We start from the raw sequence: 17,779 nt of genomic DNA on the forward strand, positions 1-17,779 counted from the left end.
TAGGACAGAGATACCTATCTTGATTTGGACAGAATTACTCCCGCTAGTCCGATGCTGACTCTAAAACAATTTCTTCACCCTGTCCCGATTTGTCAATATTCTATCACCATTAAAGAGATTACTACCCTATTTCGCTCAGGGAAGTATGAGGGGCTAGTAATAGTAGATTGTGCCTAAAAGCCATTAGGTATGGTCTGTGTCCATTATCTTCTTTCTTTACTCCTAAAACAATCTTTTGAGGCTATGCCTTCGTCGTTTAGGGTTTTTCAAAACGATAGTCAAGTATCTCAATCGTTGATGCTAGATAACCTAGAGAACTTGTCAATTCCTGTAGTACTTATTCCTTATGACTTAAAAGTAATAGATTTTTTTGCCTATTGACAAGACAAAAATATTGACCGAAGAATTTCTCCCACCTATGGACTTGTAAATGACAGTGGAGATTTTCAGGAACTTCTCGATAGCTAATGCTAAAAGCTTTTTTAACTCAAACTCTTCCTATTACCCCTCAACCGTCTTTATTATTCACCTATCGTTACTGATCGAATTGTTAGAGCAATTTCCCCTACCCGTTCCGTTACAAACACAACAGAAAAACATGATACAATAAAATTACTTGTGGCGTGAGCCAATTGAGAAGTTAATTCTCTCCAATAATACTAGTGTTTGCTTCTTATCAAGTCAAAAATTACAATTCCTTTCGGATCAAGTTGTCGCATTGGCCCAAACTCCCACCTTTTACTTTCCTTCCCCTACTACTTAGCAGAGGGGTTTTCTCTAACAAGTCACCCTTCTTGTTCTCAATGGTTTCAATCTGTTCCTGAAAAGCTTAAACCTCAATATTTTCTAACCGATACCAATTCTTTACATTCTCTTTTGCCTTCTCCTAGTTCATTAATAGAGTATAATCTGGGCAAAGAAAGAGTTTCGACCATCGTATTCGTGAAGGCGATAATATCGAACAAGTCCAAATATTAACTAAATGTTTGGCAAGTAGATGTAGTAGTCTTACATGAACGTTATCTTGATGATCCAACCGATTAGGTGCAATCACTTTCTAAACAACTCAGACTAGCTGAGTTACTCTTAGTCACCCTAGACCTAAAAACAACCAAAGCAGCCAATCGAGTTAAAAATCCATCTGTTTTTCCTTGCTTAAATCCTTGAAATCAGCAAAATATTTAGCAATTATGGCAGGTAATTTATATTGCTGCCTCAAGTACCCTTTAAGATCCCTAAGTAATAAGGTACATAGTGTAAGGCGGTTGATCAACTCCTTCGATGAATTCCCAATGAGTTAATTGGGTCTTTAGCTCCCGCGCGGAGTACCTCATGGTATAAACAAAAGAGAACGCATCGAACTGTAGAGGAATTTCGCAATATCTTAGGTCTGAGATGAAAACACACTCAAGGCTCGGCGACTAAAGCTGATGAAAAGTTGACGATACTGACTGTGGAGGTATTTGGGTGGGATAGATCAATAGGAGTGTTTTGTATCTATAAAATATAGTTGAAATAGCAGGGTTTTATGGCGAGGAACAAAAAGCCCGCACTTATCAAAACTGTCAATAGTCTAACGCCCTAAATCATGCATTTTATTAATGGCCATAGTACATTGTTGGGTAACGGCTGTTAATTCTGTACGTTTAACTGATGCAGGGGGATCGATTAAGGTTCCAATGCGGAGAGTAACAGGAACAGGAAGGGGAATACTAACCCCTTTAGGTAGAATTTTATGCGTTCCCCATAAACAGACTGGAAGTAGGGGAAGTTGAGCTTTAGCAGCAATCATGGCTGCTCCTAATTTTGGGTCATGAATACGACCATCTGTTGTGCGAGTTCCTTCAAGGAAAATACCTACAATCCATCCTTCTTTGAGAGCATTCAAGGCCGCTCGAATTGCCCCGCGATCACCTGAACTTCGTTTGACAGGATAAGCTCCATATAACTTAATTCCCTCCTTTAGAAGGGGAATCTCAAATAACTCTTGTTTAGCCATATATGCCACAGGACGACCAACTCCACTGCCCAAAATAGGAGGATCAAAATAACTAGCGTGGTTACTGACAATAATTAAAGGATGTTTTAGCGGAACATTTTCCAGTCCATAAATCTTTCCTCGGAAATAAGTATAGAAGATTGGAGTAATAATAATTCCCTTAAATAAATAATAAAGAATTAAATTTTTAAGAGTTTCTCGTTCACGAAATTCACTGTTAGGCATGGTGATTACTTATTTTTTTCTGAATTTTTTCCCCTTAATCAAACCATCCTATATTCTCATCGGTTAGTTCCTCATTAAATAACGAGGGTGCAACATAACGTCTAAATGAGCACAGTGGTTGACTTGTCTGAGATTTTTTAGTTTTGATAAACATTGCTACTTGAGACTTAAGAGAAGATCTGAAGACATGTGATTTTTAGGCTGCTTCAGTTTTGAGTTTATCAATAAATTATTGTTATTGAGTTAATTGAATAGATATCTCTTCCTTTTTGTTAGTTACGTGTAAAGCTTTTTAACTAGTTGTCTTTGTGCTTCTAATTCTATCCGGTATTGATTCACTTTTTGAGTATCTAGCTCAAGAGTTGTGAGCAATATTTTTTTGTCATAAGCTCATTTGTAGATCATTGACTTGTTAGTTGGTTTTATCTAAAATTTTAGTTTATTCCCTAATTTTAACTTCAAGTTCAGCTTTAATCGTGTGAATTAACCTAGAATTAATTGGTCGTGGATTGTGATGATGCGAGATCCTGAGGACTTTTTTTGGCTGTGTCTGAAGTATTTTTAGGCGCATCTAAGAAAACCTCTTCCTTGAAGAAATCAGATAAGCTTTTCTTTGTCATAATTTACTTCAATCTCATTGGAACTCTTCTGTTAGCATGCGATAATCCCCTTGGGCTTATTTGGCAGGGTTATCCCGCAATTCTGTAAGAGAAACTCCTTCTAATACCACTTGTTCATGAGCTTTATACTGACGAATAAAAGTATAGCCAGTGGGAATTGTCAATGGATTGAATAAAACTCGGTGAGCAGTTTTAAGCGATACTCCCATGGTGTGTACTATCTCAATTAAAGTTTTTAAATCCATCGGGGCTACTGGAGTAGTAAAAATTAAATAATCAGCAGACATAATTACAGCTTTTAGAGCTTCTGAACACAAAGCTGGAGGTGTATTCACAATAATAAGTCTATAATTGCTGACGTGCTAGATTTTCGCTAATAATTTAGGATTATTTTTTGCCGTTAAATCAAAGTTCATACATTCTTTTCCACGTCTAGTCCAACAAGTTGTATCCTTCTGAGGATAAAAATTTACTAACAAAACTTCTTGTTTTTTAACTACTACAGCCGTAAATTTAGCGGCTGTAGTAGTTAGTTTTACTTACGTCCCTTTACCGTTACCAACGGCAAGAAGTGATCATTATCTCTCACCATATCATGGGGGCTGACCTTTGGTCATTAATTGTCATTAAGCTAAATTGAATAATAGTGTTTCACTATCACTTAGAAAATCCTTCTTTAGGAATATTCTCTAAGTGATTAATCGCCGCTTCACATCCAGCATGAGTCAGTGAGTTTAGATAAATATGAAAATAGAAAAGTAGTTAAAGAAAAGCGATCTTCTATATGTTGGACTGCCTACAAATTAAGCCAATAATTTTATAACAATCAACACTATAAAAAGTTGATTATCGCCATATAAATCTTCTCTAAAACAAGATAATAAATATTATGTTTAAGTTTGAAAATATAAAATCTTAAAAAGATAATAGGTCGAGTAAATATGCCACTAAATATTATTTATATGACAACTAGATAAACAATTTTTAGATAGGTTATTCAACAAAGAGAAAAATTAAAGGCGTATCCGAGAAATAGAAATAAAAGAATAAGAATAAAATATATCGAAGAGATCTCAAATAAAGATAAAAAAAATTATCATAGTAAATAATTATTTGGAATTTCTAAAAACATGGAAAAATTATATTAATTATCTAATAAATATATAAGAGGCAAAAAAGAACTGTAAATAAAAAAAATAAAAATATAATTAATCCGTACTAAAATTATCTTCTTTGCAAAAAAATATAAATAAAAAGGATGGTATAAATTCGGTAATTATCAATAATATTTATTAGATATACGTGTTTTAGTTACAGTAAAGTCAAAATAAAAAAAGGATATCTATCTATTTTTTATTAACTTATAGTCTATAAAAAATATAAAGTTACCGAAACGTCTACATATTCTCTGGCTGTTTCAAGTTTAGGAAAAATTTGTTTAATCAAAGTTTTAAAATTAATTATAAAATTTGTTAAAATTTAGATAATAAGACAAAAAACTTTATTTTATATCTATTTTTATTACTAGTTTACTAATGGTTTTTATGAAAAATCTTGTAGTAAAAATAATAAATTTTATTACTTAAAACGGTGAAATTTTTATTTATTTTAAGTAAAATTTAAACTAAGGTTTCTTGCTGTTTTTATATTCTACAGTAATTTATTTAAATTTTTAAAATGTGAATACATGTATGTTTTTTCCTATTTTTATATATAAATTTATTTAGATATCTCCTTTTAATTCTTAAATTCTTAGGTCATTCTTATTTATTTATATAAATAATTCATATATTATTGTCCAATAATTTAGCTATTTTTAGCTTATAAAGATTTTTTTATTTTTTAGACTTACTATATTTTTATATCTTAATCAATAAAAACTGTGCTGGTTTATATATTTTTATTTTTGATAATTATAAATATAAAGTAATATAACTATGTTTAAATAAATAGCATATGTTAATTTTTTTAAAATTAGATTTTTAAAAAATGCCATAATTAATGGCGCTATTTTTATTATTTAATTACTTTGTTTACTAGTAGAAACTTTGTTATTTTTTTTGCTAAATTTATAGTAAATAGGCAACTATAGCACGATACAAAAAAATAACAAAACTATAAATAAGTTGACAACTAACTACCAGTTGTCGAGTTGATTTATTAGTATTAGTTGTTAGATTTTTTAATTTTTATTAAAACATTTATGGAGTAAAACTTCATTAATCAATAAATCTCACGATGAAGGTTAAGACTATTGGATATCTACTGATCTTTAACAGGTATAATTTCTCTATTTTCTCTAAATTATAACTGAAATATTAAATAATTTAAACAACAAAAATAATTTTACCCAAAATATTCTCATGATGTCACTAACTAGTAAAAAGTCTTGAGTTAAAAAGATTAATTGTTTCAGACTGTACCATAATTTTTAAAAAAATAATTCAAGAAATTAATGAGCTATGATAGGATGAGTTGATGTATAAAAAAATAACCTTGTTCATATTTACATTAACTGTTATTTTTTTAAGGTTGAAGATAAGAGTCTAAATTGTTTACTATGGATTTACTGCGATCACTTCCCATCGGACTCTATCTTGAAAAACCTATCACCTGGTTACATCAACTCGATCCTAGAGTGAAGTTAGCTTGGTTAATGACCTTTCTCGCTTCCCCAATCCTAGCTCACCCTCTCTGGCAACTTGGGGTTGTTGGAATTTTAATTTTATTGACCATAACTGCTAGGATTCCCCTAAGAGTCTGGCGACAACAAATGGGCTGGTTAATCATTGTCTCAATCCTCATATTTATAATTACAGCAATTGCCCCTGATGGTTTGACGGTACATACTCAACCTCGACTCTTGGATGGTGACGTATTTTTACCACAGCCTACTGATTATAACTATATTTTATTGGATAAAGGGCGTTTAATTACCCGTCGATCTGTTGAGTTAGGAATTCGTATTAGTGCCCTCATTTTTATTCTTATTTATAGCACTAATCTTTATCTTTTAACTACCGCTCCAGAAGAAATTACTACTGGGTTAGAATATCTACTAGAACCTTTGCGTTATCTTAAACTACCCATTACAGAAATTATGCTAACTCTAACCCTTTCGTTAAGGTTTATTCCTCTGGTGTTAGAAGAGTTACAAAATTTAGTTAGATCAATTCGGACTAGGGCAATTAATTGGAAAAAGTTGGGACTTAAGCGCGCTTTGCAGGTCTGGCTAGTTGTAGTTGAAAAATTATTAGAAAATTTGCTGATGCGGGCTGAAGAGATTGCCGTCGCCATGGAAGTCAGAGGGTTTACAACTCCTAATGAACACCGAGTTCAATGGTATCAGTTACGCTTAATTGAGTGGGATTGGATTGCTTTGGCAATTTTAATTCCTTTTTGGTGGACGCGGTTTATCTTGGGAAGAATGTGATGTTAACTTTCTGTATGTATTTTAAGGAAAAAATTAACATTAACTAGCAGTGAGTCGTCAACTGAGTTATAGTTTTCTCAATCTTTTCCTTAAACGTTATAAAGTAGCAAAAAGCACAAATTATTATTTGATAGCTTAATATTATAAAACAATTTTTAGAGCAAAATAGTGGTGTTTTTCTACAAAAACTAAGTACCATTTTTGATAAAAAATATATATTACAGTTAATATCCTTACCATATATCGTTTAAGATAAAAATTTAAGTCTACCTAAAAAATACTTTTTCTAAGACGGAAATATTTGATGACGTTGGAATAACTCCAACTTTAAGACCTAGTTGGGTTTTTTAAAATTGGAGTTTGTTCAGGCATGATTCCTCAGGGTATCTGAGTAACTGAAGGAAGACGGTCCTATGGAAAATTTTGTAATAATTAAGAAGAAAATATTCTGTTGGTTGTAGTGAGCTAGGAGCTTGTGTAGTCATGAATAACTTACCAGTTCATAAAGCAATAAAAATTTTTAAAAAATAGAGTTGACGAGAAAAAATTATTTTTTTACTTTATTTTATAAATTTAACTTTTAATAAATATTCATTAAAAGTTAAATAATATTTTCTAGTTTTATTGTTTAATCAAATTAAAAATTTGAATTAAACGATTAATTAAGTAACTAATGACAACATAATTAACTAGTTTATCTACTTCTGTTATTATGAGTTATTAAATTGAAACCCACTATCAATGGATACAAGTAGTCTAGTTGAAATTCAATCAAAACAATAGTAATAATAACTAATATTTTTGTATAAAATATTAGTGCGGAATTTTTCTTTATAGAAGGGGCATAGCATCAAATAAAAATTATTAAATTGTCATAAATATATCTAAAGATAAATATAATTTAGCTAAGGTAATTAAACAGGAAATGGACTAATAAAAGTATTTTTATAGAATATATGAATTAAAGCAATATAAATTTCACTGTAATTACTTCACTATAAATATACAAAATAATTAACGTTGTTAATATTTATTTAAGATCATTTATTCAACGTTGAAGTTAATCAGCCGCATTAACTTTTTGCTATCTTTTCTCTTACCACTCACCGTCTTCCCCTTGTTAATTCTGAATCGGCGGGAACTCTTAAACTATTCTATTGATAGATACAGCGGAATTTATAAATGAACTTTCCTGTCATTAATCAATGCTTTTCAGGCTTTTCTACAGGAAGAAAGTGACTGAAGGGGATGTCCTTCTCTGTGTGGTTGACTGGTCTCGCCCAACGTGAAAAATTTAGGTTGAATCAATTTGCTATGATAGGTTTGGAAAAAATATCCTTAACCCTTAGAGCAATGTTGTTGACATTTAATACAATTGATTAGATGGGAAGTGTATTTTTGAACAGACTAAGGTTAAATATTCCTAAGTTGTGTTAATTCATCTGAGTAAGTAGTTTACATTATAAGCTGTACATCAAAAGTTGAAGTATTTGATTTGCTTACACGGATTTAGATACTTTAGTCTAATTTGACTGTTAAAGCTTTTCTAGCCTGTTCACGATCATCAAAGTGTATTTTTTCTGTTCCTAGAATTTGATAATCTTCGTGACCTTTTCCGGCAATTAAAACCCCGTCTCCTGGTTTTGCTCGTTGAATGGCTTGATTAATAGCTTCAGCACGATCACTAATAACAATGGGGTTCACTGAATCAGAAATTCCCTCTAAAATATCAGCTAAGATCCTCTGGGGATCTTCAGTTCGGGGGTTATCAGAGGTGACAATGCACACGTCTGCTAATTGACTGGAAATTCGACCCATTAGGGGACGTTTAGTGCGATCACGATCACCGCCACACCCGAAAACACAGATCATTCTGCCCCGAATAAAGGGACGGGCAGCATTGAGCAAATTTTCTAGACTATCAGGGGTATGAGCGTAGTCTACAATAACGCTAATGTCCTGTTTATCACTAATTTTTACCCGTTCCATTCGCCCTGGAACTCCTCTGAATTTAGGTAATTTAGCAACAATTTCGTCTAAATCTAGCCTAAAATGTAAGACTGTTGCGACTGCTGCTAAAAGGTTGGACAGATTGAATTGTCCGACCAAGGGAGAACTAAAGGAAACAGTTCCTTGAGGCGTATGTAAAGTTCCTGATACTCCCGCTGCTTCGTAGGTGAGATTGCTTGTATAAAAATCTGCTGTCTCATTGTTTACGCTATAACTCCATACCTGATAAGAATCTAATCCCTCAATTAACCTTTTTCCATAGAAATCATCTAGGTTAATAATTGCTCGTTCTGTAAGGTATTCTGAGCTGAACAAGAGACTTTTAGCGAGGAAATAATGTTCCATGTCTTTATGAAAGTCCAGATGATCTTGGGTTAAATTAGTAAAAACTCCTACCTTAAATGGGCATTCTTTAACTCTTCCTTGGGCTAAGGCATGGGAACTTACTTCCATCACACAATATTGGTTTTGAGCCGCCACTGCTTCGGCCAGTCTTCTTTGTAATTCTGGGGCAAAGGGAGTGGTGTGAGTAGCTATTTGTTGAAACCCCTGCCAACGGGTATATAAGGTTCCAAATAAAGCGGTGGGGTGTTGTCCTTGAGTCAAGAAAAATTCAATTAAGTGGGCAGTGGTAGTTTTTCCATTAGTTCCGGTGATCCCAATCATGTTTAACTGTTGACTTGGATATTTGTAAAATGTCGCAGCTACTTGGGCACAAACCGTCACCATGTCCTCTACTGTAATAATGCAAACGTCAGGAGTAGGGGGAAATTGAGCAGCCGCTTGGGGCGTAATAATAGCTGCGATCGCCCCTGCTTCTATGGCACTTGGCCAAAATTGGCCACCGTCAACACGGGTTCCTGGCATTCCGATAAATAAATCCCCCGGTTTACAAGTATGGGAATTGGTGCAAATACCTTTAATTTCGCGATCAAGAGGATTATTAGTATATTCTTTTCCAAGAAGGAAAGTTTTTTTCAGTAAATCTCGTATTTTCACCATAAAAATTCTTTGTTTGTCATAAATTTAGGGTCAGATTTTATAATCTATTGTGAGTGATGTTAGCAGAATTCTCTAATAAGTTCTCTAAGAAAGATAAAATTTTAAAATTAAGCATGTCAATAAGTGCACATGTTTCAAGGTAGTCAATGAAGATATAGAATAATTATTTGATTTCATAAGGATAAGGAAACCCTTTTAGAAAATCGAGAATAAAATTTGCTTTTTTGATGTAATATATTGCAAAGCCTTGCCATAATCTTTTAGAGGATTACCACTTAAGTAACTGTATAAATTAGTGCTTTAATATTTTTAAATTTAAATTGTCAAACTCATAATTTTTTAAAAAATTTTTAGATAGAATATTCTCATTTTATTTCAAATTTAAGCGCTAAAACGTCTTTTCTTTATAAACTCTAGCTAAATAGTCTATCTCAACAAAATTTTTATTGAAACCTCCTCAGTTAAATCATCTAAATCAAATTACTGCAACCGTTTTTTCTTCAAAAGTTTATAATTTATAGCTACCTATAAATTATAAACTTTATTTTTTTTAACTATACATTACACTCTTCTACAGTTGTTGAAACTATGATATAAAATCATAATAATTCTTCTCTCTTAAAATCAAGAAATATCCCCTAAGATTGTCTGTAAAGTATCATTATTTATTTTTCTAACAAAGAAAGGTTAGAATAGAGATTCATAAAACTACTCCGCGAAAAAAACAGTGATCAATCATCAATAAATTATCTTATTTAAGATAATAACAGTTAAACTAACATAGAGACGCCGTGTCTAGCGTCCCTAGAGGCACTTTTTCTAAATTAAGAAAGCTTTAAGCCGACATTCCCTATTAACTCAGGGAAGAAACATTATTATTTTTTAAGTTTCCAGTAATTTTCAAAGGATTGGTAATTAAATTCGCGGTGATAGAGATGGCACTGATTTGTAATATCTTGTATTAAAGACCAAGAAAAACGGTATTCACAAAGATAATTTCCCCAATTCTTCTTTAAACTTTGATGAGCTTGCCGTAAATTATAACTGGGAATTCCGGTAGAAATATGGTGGGGAATGTGAACATTGATATCATGGCAAAGAATTTCTATCCAATGGGGATAGTCACAATGAACCGTTCCACTTAATTGAGCTTGGGACTCATTCCATTGGTCAACCTTTTTAAAAGCAATATTTGGGACTGTATGATGCACGAGGGTAAAGGTGCTCATCCAGAAATGAAAGACTAACCAAGGTAACAAGCAAAATTTAACAAAACCCCAAGCTCCCAGGGTTATTAATAAAATAGGAAAACCAATAACTGCACTAGTAATCACAACTAATACAGAAAAACGAACTTGCTCTCGTTCTCTTCCAGTAAAAGTTGTCCAATTGAAGTGAATTTTGGCCCAATGAACAACAGAAGCAAACCACCAAAATCGTCCTCGGAGTTGACGATAACTCCATTTAGCTAATGGGGAACAACTTTCATAAAGTTCTGCGGTGAGGGGATTCCAGGCGTTGTCTACATTAAGCTTGTTGGTATGTTTATGATGATGATCATGGAGAATACGCCAACTATGGAAAGGATAGATAATCGGTAAAAAAGATAAATGTCCCACCAAATCATTAACCCAAATACGATTAGAAAAGGAACGATGGCCACAATCATGACCAATCACAAAAAGTCCTGTCAAAGCAGTTCCCGTAAATATCCACAGAATGGGTAGTAGATACCAAGGAGTGAGCGCTAAAGCTCCCATACCTAAAGCCACCATGAAAATACTTAGAACTACCTTAAACCATGCTTTACGTGGGTCTTTAGTAAATACATTTGAGGGAAGGGTATTGATAATATCCCGTAAACGCACTGTGCAATCAGGTTGTAATAAAGTTTTGTGTTGAGTAGGACTAGTCAGTGTTGTCATGAACGATGAATAATATTGAAATGGTGTATTTGGAGTAATTAAAAAGCCAAATTGACATATAGAAACTAACTTCTCCTAGTGGAGAAGTAATATATTTCCCTTAAGAAATAAAAATTTCTCAGGTTGAGCTTTAGTAGTTATATCATAATCTATGAGTCACCCTATGTTAGTTGACAAACAGTATGGTGTAATGGAATGGTAGATCTCTTGTGATTTCCTACCCCGTTATTTTAGTGAAACACTGACACACTTTGCATGGAGACTCAATCAATTAGCGAGCTGTTTCCTCTGTTCCATACAGCTAATTCAGAGACATTAGAATGGTTTTTATCAGTTGTAGACCAAGAGGACTATCCTCCTGATACTAAAGTTGTGAGGGAGGATGATTGGGGAAAAGCGGTTTACTTTGTCGTTTCTGGTTGGGTTAAAGTTCGTTCCCATTACCAAGGTTCCGAAATAACTCTAGAAATTCTTAGTCGAGGAGATTTTTTTGGAGAAATGGAGGTTCTTGAGGAATCCTTGAGGTCAATTGAGGTTATATCTTTATCTGAGTTACAATTATTGAGTATTTCGGCTCAACGCTTCTTACAAATACTATTCAAAGATCCTCAATTACATCATCGAATGTTACAGCTACAAGTCCGGCGGGTTCGTCAATTTTATCGCCGTCTTCAATTGCGCCAACAGTCTCCTAAAGTTAGGTTAGCTAAAACTTTAATTAAATTAGCAGAAACCTACGGTAAGTCTACTGAGAAAGGAACAGAAATTTGGGATTTTCCTGAGCAAGATTTAGCGGACATCGCTGATGTTTCTTTAGAAGAATTACAGTCAGCGATAACCCAATTGCAAAGTCAAGGCTGTCTAGAAATAGACCTAGTTAATCATAATTTATATTTAAGTAATATTAAGCAAATTCACCATTTTTCTCAACAGCTTTAAGCATGACTAGAGCAACAAAAATCGATATATCAGATATTTTAAAAACTTCTCCGACTATTGCCTACACTGTAGCCATGCCTCAACCCAATTCCCATGTTTTTGAGGTAAAGTTGCAAGTTAGCCAATGGCAAGAATCTATCCTAGAATTAGGAATGCCTTTGTGGACTCCCGGTTCATATTTAGTCCGGGAATACGCTAGACATATTCAGTCTTTTTCTGCATCTTCTAGTCAAAATAAAATAAAATTACCAAGTCAGAAAATTAGTAAAAACCATTGGATAATTGAAACTGGCAATATTAACGATATTACGATAGACTATCAGGTTTATGCCAATGAGCTAACCGTCAGGACAAATCATTTAGATGGAACTCATGGCTATTTTAATGGAGCTGCTTTATTCTATTTTATTCCAGGGTTAGAAAAACAATCCATTACTGTGCAAATAATTCCTCCAACTGCTCAATGGAAAGTTAGCACAACCCTGCCTGAAATTAATGGAAAAACTAATTTATTTCAAGCAAATGATTATGATACCTTAGTGGATAGTCCCTTTGAAATTGGCACCCACAACATTTATACTTTTGAAGTATTAAGAAAATCTCATCAATTAGTCATTTGGGGGCATGGCAATATTCGACCTATTCCCCTTATTAGGGATATAAAAAAAATCATTGAAGTAGAAGCTAAATTATATGGAGAACTTCCGTATAACTACTATATATTTATCCTACATCTATCGGATAGCGACTCCGGTGGATTAGAACATAAAAACTCATGTTCTCTAATTTATCCTCGTTTTAGTTTTCGAGCTAAAGATAAATATAATCATTTTATTCAGTTAGTCGCTCATGAATTTTTCCATCTGTGGAATGTTAAACGCATTCGACCAAAAGCTCTAGAGACTTTTGATTATGACCGAGAAAGTTACACTAAATCTCTTTGGTTTTTAGAAGGGACGACTAGCTATTATGATATGATAATGCCCCTAAGAGCAGGAATTTACAATACCGCTAATTTTCTTAAAATTCTAAGCAAGGATATCACCCGATATCTAAACACGCCAGGGCGTAAAATTCACCCCTTAAGTGAATCAAGTTTTGATGCCTGGATTAAATTATATCGCAGCGATGCTCATAGTGATAATGTCCAGATTTCCTATTATTTAAAAGGGGAATTAGTCTCATTACTTCTAGATTTATTAATTCGAGCACGTCATAATAATCAGCGATCACTCGATAATGTTATGAGTAAGATGTGGCAAAAATTTGGGAAACCAGAAATTGGTTTTACCTCCCAACAACTACAAAATGTGATTGAATCAGTGGCCGGAATTCAGTTACAAAACTTCTTTGGACGTTATCTTGATGCAACTGAAGATTTACCTTTTGATGACTATCTAGAACCCTTTGGATTAAAGCTAAAACCAATTCTAGACTCTGAAACTATTCCCTTTCTGGGAATACGTATTCAATCAGAAAATAGCAAAGAAATTATTAAGTTTGTTGAAGCCGGATCACCGGCTGAGATGGGAGGAATCGACGTAAACGACGAGTTATTGAGCATTGATGGATTTCGCGTTAATTCAAACCAATTAAACAATCGTCTAAAAGACTACCAAAGCGGTGATATCATTTCAATTACGGTCTTTCATCAGGATCAACTGAAAACTGTCCGTGTCACTTTAGTAGATTCGCAACCCAGTCGCTATGAGGTGATTCGTATCAATCATCCATCCAGTAGCCAAAAGCAAAATTTGATGGATTGGTTAGGGAAAAAATAAGGGAATTGTTTTCGATTTTAGATAGAAATACTTTTTCTCTAATATTTTCAATCGGCAAACTATAACCTAATACCTAGAAAAATGGCTGATTTGTACCTGTAATTAGGATACATCTTGAGTAATAAAAATATCTAGGGTATTAGATTCAATTAAGTCATAGAACTAGTGATGCATCAATTTCTTCCTATTGCTTACTTTCAAAATCAATTTATTCCGTTCGAAAATGCGAACATTTCCATTGCTACTCACGGGCTACATTACGGAACAGCAGCTTTCGGAGGAATGAGAGGAATTCCTGATCCCGAAAATTCTTCACAAGTCTTGTTATTTCGTTTAGATCGTCACTGTCAGCGTTTAAGTCAAAGTGCAAAATTTTTAAACTATGAATTACCAGCACGAAAAATTGAACAGATTATTATTGACTTTGTGAGAAAAAATAAGCCATCAACTTCTTTTTATATTAGACCCTTAGTCTATACTTCAGGATTGGGAATTGCTCCCAGACTTCACAAAATTGAGAAAGATTTTTTTGTTTATGGTTTAGAAATGGGCGATTATTTATCCTCAGATGGAATCAGTTGTCGTATTAGTTCTTGGTATCGTCAAGAGGATCGTAGTTTTCCCCTACGAGGTAAGATTAGTGCTGCTTATATTACCTCAGCTTTAGCCAAAACAGAAGCAGTAGAATCAGGTTTCGATGAAGCTATTTTAATAAACTCTCAAGGTAAAGTTTGTGAAGCAACAGGAATGAATATTTTTTGTGTAAGAAATGGTAAATTAATTACTCCTGGACTCGACCAAGATGTATTAGAAGGAATCACCAGAGATAGTGTTTTAAACATAGCTGAAAGCCTAGGAATCGAAACTATTGAAAGACCTGTTGATAAATCAGAATTGTTTATTGCTGATGAAGTATTTTTATGTGGAACTGCCGCGAAAATTATTCCTGTAAAACAAATTGAGACCTTTAAGTTATCAGAAGAACGTCCCATTATGGAAAAATTGCGCAATAAATTATTTGCAATTACAGAAAATAAGGACCTAGAGTATAAAGACTGGGTATATTCTGTTACTATTTAAAATTTTTTAAATAATAGAAGAAGCAGATTGTTGGTAAAATTATTTCTGGCAAAAAGGTACTATTTTTATTCAAGAAAAAGTGAGGGTATGATATTGAAGACTAAGAAAATATTGCTCGATAACTTTTTAAAACCCTCTATTAATAAAAATTGTAGTTAATCATTTATCTTCAACAGAAGACAAAGTAAAAGTTAGTAAAACTGACTGATAAAATTTTGCTTCATAATCGTATTTCTATTAATACAATTGACGACTCTTAAACATTCTAGACATTGGAGTGTTTAAAAATATTTTGCCAATTCTTTTTCTTGGCTGATTACTTAAAAACTTTCTCTCAAACTTAAGGTCAAGAGGCAAGCTGGTATTGTTTTCTGTGCCGTCATGACTGTTATCTTTTAAAATTATAGATAATTATCAATTTTGTCGTATTTTGACTTAGATATTGACAACAACAGTGTTTTTAAGTCTCCTAGAACTTACATGTCTTGACTTAAAAGCTTGTTCAGCTATCTATATTCTTTCTGAGAAAAAGGGTGTAAATCATGGTTATTAGGATCTTGACTCAAAGGAAGGAAAATGGTAAACACCTGTTTATATTGTGATCGTTGACGCACAATTAACTTACCTCCTAGGACATGAAAGATATGTTTTGTTACATCTAAATTGAGACTTAACCCTCCAGTATTGGGATGAAACATCAATACCTGTCCCAAAGCCTCTAAGGGGTTATTAAGGGAGGAAGATTCTGTGCGAAATTGTAATTTTAGTTGATGGCCTGCAGTGGCAACTTGAACGCTGATACTTCCACCTTCAGAGAAGCTACGGGTAAACTTTTCGATCAAACCCATTAACACCTGATTAAGTATCGTCGGATCACTGAATACTTGGGGCAATTTTTTAGGAACCACTATATCAAGAATAACATTGCGTCGTTGAGCTTGTTTTTTCCAACAAGGAATACTTTCATTTAGGACATTTTCTAACGACGTATACACCAGTCTAATTGATTTCTGCTTTTTGGAAGTGATTCTAAGTTCGGTAGCCTTCAAAATCAACTCCATACGATTAATTTGTTCCGTACATTCTTGATCAATTCCTTCGAGCAATTTAGTCATTTTGGGAGTTAATTCTTTGTTGCGTAACAATAACCGTGTCATAGTGTGAATAGTGGTTAAAGGTGTGCGGATTTCATGGGTTAATGCTTGAAGTATGGCTATGTCTGGGGCATTATTGAAAAGTTCTAAGGACGATTTTTCTTTATCTTTAGATTTCCAATGAATTAAGCGACGCTGTCCTGGATGGACAACAGAAATTTCAGGTAAATGGTATAGTAATAATCGACTAAATTGTGTAACTAAGCGATAGTCAGGGTTGGGAGGGTAAAAATCTTGAACTAAAGCATCAAACTGAGATAATTGTGGATAATTAGCGGCAAATAGTCGAGATCTTAAAGCCAGCCACCCTTGGTTGATCACTTCTGGTTCAAAGGAAAAATGAAAAGCAGGAAGTTTTTGAGAATCTTCTCCTAAAACCGCAATTAGTCCGAAATAGGGAGTCAACACTAAGTAGAATTGTTCAGTAGCGATAGGATCTTTAGGAAACAAAGGAAGTTCGCTCACCGTTGCTATAGTGCATGACTCAGTCTCACGAGCAGCCGGAAGTTGAGCTTGGATCGAGGTCAACTTCTGTCCTGTTTGGGGTGTAAATACTCCTGTTTTAAATTGACAATTGAGGGACTGATGGGAAAAGATTGTGGTAGGAGCTGATAAAATTAATCCTCGATAAGTAATATCGTATGTCCCTGTATCGTTAACTTGAGACAGTAAGATTTCTTCTAAAGTAGCAATAGCTCCAAACCATTGTCTTTGGGCTTTTGAGTTAGCTCGGTTAATTTTGTCTGGGGTATGATCAATGTCTTTGACAATCGCTGATACAGATGGCGATAGACAAGTATCAACCGCCATGGCTTCGTAACGATTGATAATGTCACTTAATTTCATCAATAATCCCTTAGACACAACCATTTACTTTCCTAAATATTAACATCAGTATAGTTTACTTTTTGTCTTCACAAGGATAATTGTGTTTAGGAGTTAAATGTAGTAGTAGAACCGAACCAATCAGTCGCAATCTCCGATATATGTGTAGAACTTTAAAGCTCTTAGATTATTGTTTGGACTTTAATTTTTATGAAATTTTTTAAGTCAAAAAGTTACATAAACTTTAATACAGACTGCTTTTGAGTCATTGTTTAGTAAATTTTAAGTATAGACAATAAATAAGTCTCAATCGTATCAGGAGAGTATTATGAGGTTGAAAATTTACTAATCATTTAATATTTACTGAATTAAATGACCAAAAGCTACGCCAAAGCTAATCTATGCACCTATCTCTAACAGAGTAAGTGATTGAATAATTGATCTAGAAAAATTATCTATCTAAAAGTTTACCTAATTATTTCTGAGTAAAAAAATTGTTATATTGGCTTCTTCGATACTTTTTATAATGCTTGCTCTTCTAAATTATGTTAGCTATATTTTTAGGCAGGCTGTCATCTAAATCTAGACAAGTTAATAAAAAAATAATTTGATATTATCTAATTATCAACAATAAATCATTGATTTATTTTAACTTTAATATTTATTTTTAAATATCCTAACGTTACTTGACGTTGTATCAGCATTACATGGTAGTTACTAGTTAATCTTTAGTAGCTTTCGTTGAACTCAAGATATTTTTACTAGAAGGTTTATCTTCAGCTAAAA

General features: G+C 33.3%; 11 protein-coding genes. 6 read left to right on the forward strand and 5 right to left on the reverse strand.

The genetic code is table 11. The features are described 5' to 3' along the window. The first annotated feature begins 24 nt into the window (after nucleotides 1-24). Complete coding sequence (locus ETSB_RS09820) at nucleotides 25-177, forward strand: hypothetical protein (protein WP_171816373.1); 153 nt, start codon at nucleotides 25-27, stop codon at nucleotides 175-177. An 867-nt stretch (nucleotides 178-1,044) separates the two neighbouring features. Then, nucleotides 1,045-1,167, forward strand: a complete 123-nt coding sequence (locus ETSB_RS10440) for a hypothetical protein (RefSeq protein WP_269763974.1) — start codon at nucleotides 1,045-1,047, stop codon at nucleotides 1,165-1,167. Nucleotides 1,168-1,573: 406 nt separating this feature from the next. Here ETSB_RS10440 and ETSB_RS01550 read toward each other — a convergent pair whose 3' ends face one another. Together ETSB_RS01550 and ETSB_RS10185 are read right to left on the reverse strand one after the other, a co-directional pair. Further along, the gene (locus ETSB_RS01550; RefSeq protein ID WP_044105890.1) at nucleotides 1,574-2,224 is read right to left on the reverse strand and encodes a lysophospholipid acyltransferase family protein; all 651 of its coding nucleotides are present in this window, start codon (nucleotides 2,222-2,224) and stop codon (nucleotides 1,574-1,576) included. 676 nt (nucleotides 2,225-2,900) lie between these two features. Continuing rightward, nucleotides 2,901-3,179 carry a hypothetical protein gene (locus tag ETSB_RS10185; protein WP_232509841.1) on the reverse strand — a complete coding sequence of 93 codons (279 nt, stop codon included), beginning with the start codon at nucleotides 3,177-3,179 and terminating at the stop codon, nucleotides 2,901-2,903. Nucleotides 3,180-5,404: 2,225 nt separating this feature from the next. Here ETSB_RS10185 and ETSB_RS01560 point away from each other — a divergent pair. Next, nucleotides 5,405-6,277 (forward strand): energy-coupling factor transporter transmembrane component T family protein, encoded by an 873-nt coding sequence (locus ETSB_RS01560; RefSeq protein ID WP_044105892.1) that lies wholly within the window; start codon nucleotides 5,405-5,407, stop codon nucleotides 6,275-6,277. Nucleotides 6,278-7,795: 1,518 nt separating this feature from the next. On the opposite strand, the gene ETSB_RS01565 is transcribed toward ETSB_RS01560, so the two are convergent. Together ETSB_RS01565 and ETSB_RS01570 are read right to left on the reverse strand one after the other, a co-directional pair. Then, complete coding sequence (locus ETSB_RS01565; RefSeq protein WP_044105893.1) at nucleotides 7,796-9,289, reverse strand: UDP-N-acetylmuramoyl-L-alanyl-D-glutamate--2,6-diaminopimelate ligase; 1,494 nt, start codon at nucleotides 9,287-9,289, stop codon at nucleotides 7,796-7,798. 875 nt (nucleotides 9,290-10,164) lie between these two features. Further along, nucleotides 10,165-11,214 carry a fatty acid desaturase gene (locus ETSB_RS01570; protein ID WP_044105894.1) on the reverse strand — a complete coding sequence of 350 codons (1,050 nt, stop codon included), beginning with the start codon at nucleotides 11,212-11,214 and terminating at the stop codon, nucleotides 10,165-10,167. Between the two features lie 255 nt (nucleotides 11,215-11,469). On the opposite strand from ETSB_RS01570, the gene ETSB_RS01575 reads away from it, so the two are divergent. The 3 genes from ETSB_RS01575 (at nucleotide 11,470) to ETSB_RS01585 (ending at nucleotide 15,014) form a co-directional block, all read left to right on the forward strand. Further along, a complete protein-coding gene (locus ETSB_RS01575) occupies nucleotides 11,470-12,153 on the forward strand; it encodes a Crp/Fnr family transcriptional regulator (protein ID WP_044105896.1) in 684 nt (227 codons plus the stop codon). 2 nt (nucleotides 12,154-12,155) lie between these two features. Then, nucleotides 12,156-13,934: a M61 family metallopeptidase gene (locus ETSB_RS01580; RefSeq protein ID WP_044105897.1), complete on the forward strand. Its 1,779-nt coding sequence runs from the start codon at nucleotides 12,156-12,158 to the stop codon at nucleotides 13,932-13,934. Nucleotides 13,935-14,102: 168 nt separating this feature from the next. Beyond that, on the forward strand, nucleotides 14,103-15,014 hold the full coding sequence (locus ETSB_RS01585; protein WP_044105898.1) for a branched-chain amino acid transaminase: 912 nt from the start codon (nucleotides 14,103-14,105) through the stop codon (nucleotides 15,012-15,014). Between the two features lie 506 nt (nucleotides 15,015-15,520). Here the strand turns inward: ETSB_RS01585 and ETSB_RS01590 are convergent. Then, nucleotides 15,521-17,038, reverse strand: a complete 1,518-nt coding sequence (locus ETSB_RS01590) for a sensor histidine kinase (RefSeq protein ID WP_044105899.1) — start codon at nucleotides 17,036-17,038, stop codon at nucleotides 15,521-15,523. Nucleotides 17,039-17,779 lie beyond the last annotated feature (741 nt).

This window comes from cyanobacterium endosymbiont of Epithemia turgida isolate EtSB Lake Yunoko (assembly GCF_000829235.1).
Classification (GTDB): domain Bacteria; phylum Cyanobacteriota; class Cyanobacteriia; order Cyanobacteriales; family Microcystaceae; genus Rippkaea.

Bases quoted from the DNA above. Each gene is read 5' to 3' on its own strand.
- ETSB_RS01560 (WP_044105892.1), top strand. From the start codon at position 5,405: ATGGATTTACTGCGATCACTTCCCATCGGACTCTATCTTGAAAAACCT.
- ETSB_RS01575 (WP_044105896.1), top strand. From the start codon at position 11,470: ATGGAGACTCAATCAATTAGCGAGCTGTTTCCTCTGTTCCATACAGCT.
- ETSB_RS01550 (WP_044105890.1), bottom strand. From the start codon at position 2,224: ATGCCTAACAGTGAATTTCGTGAACGAGAAACTCTTAAAAATTTAATT.
- ETSB_RS01590 (WP_044105899.1), bottom strand. From the start codon at position 17,038: ATGGTTGTGTCTAAGGGATTATTGATGAAATTAAGTGACATTATCAAT.
- ETSB_RS01570 (WP_044105894.1), bottom strand. From the start codon at position 11,214: ATGACAACACTGACTAGTCCTACTCAACACAAAACTTTATTACAACCT.
- ETSB_RS01580 (WP_044105897.1), top strand. From the start codon at position 12,156: ATGACTAGAGCAACAAAAATCGATATATCAGATATTTTAAAAACTTCT.
- ETSB_RS01585 (WP_044105898.1), top strand. From the start codon at position 14,103: ATGCATCAATTTCTTCCTATTGCTTACTTTCAAAATCAATTTATTCCG.
- ETSB_RS01565 (WP_044105893.1), bottom strand. From the start codon at position 9,289: ATGGTGAAAATACGAGATTTACTGAAAAAAACTTTCCTTCTTGGAAAA.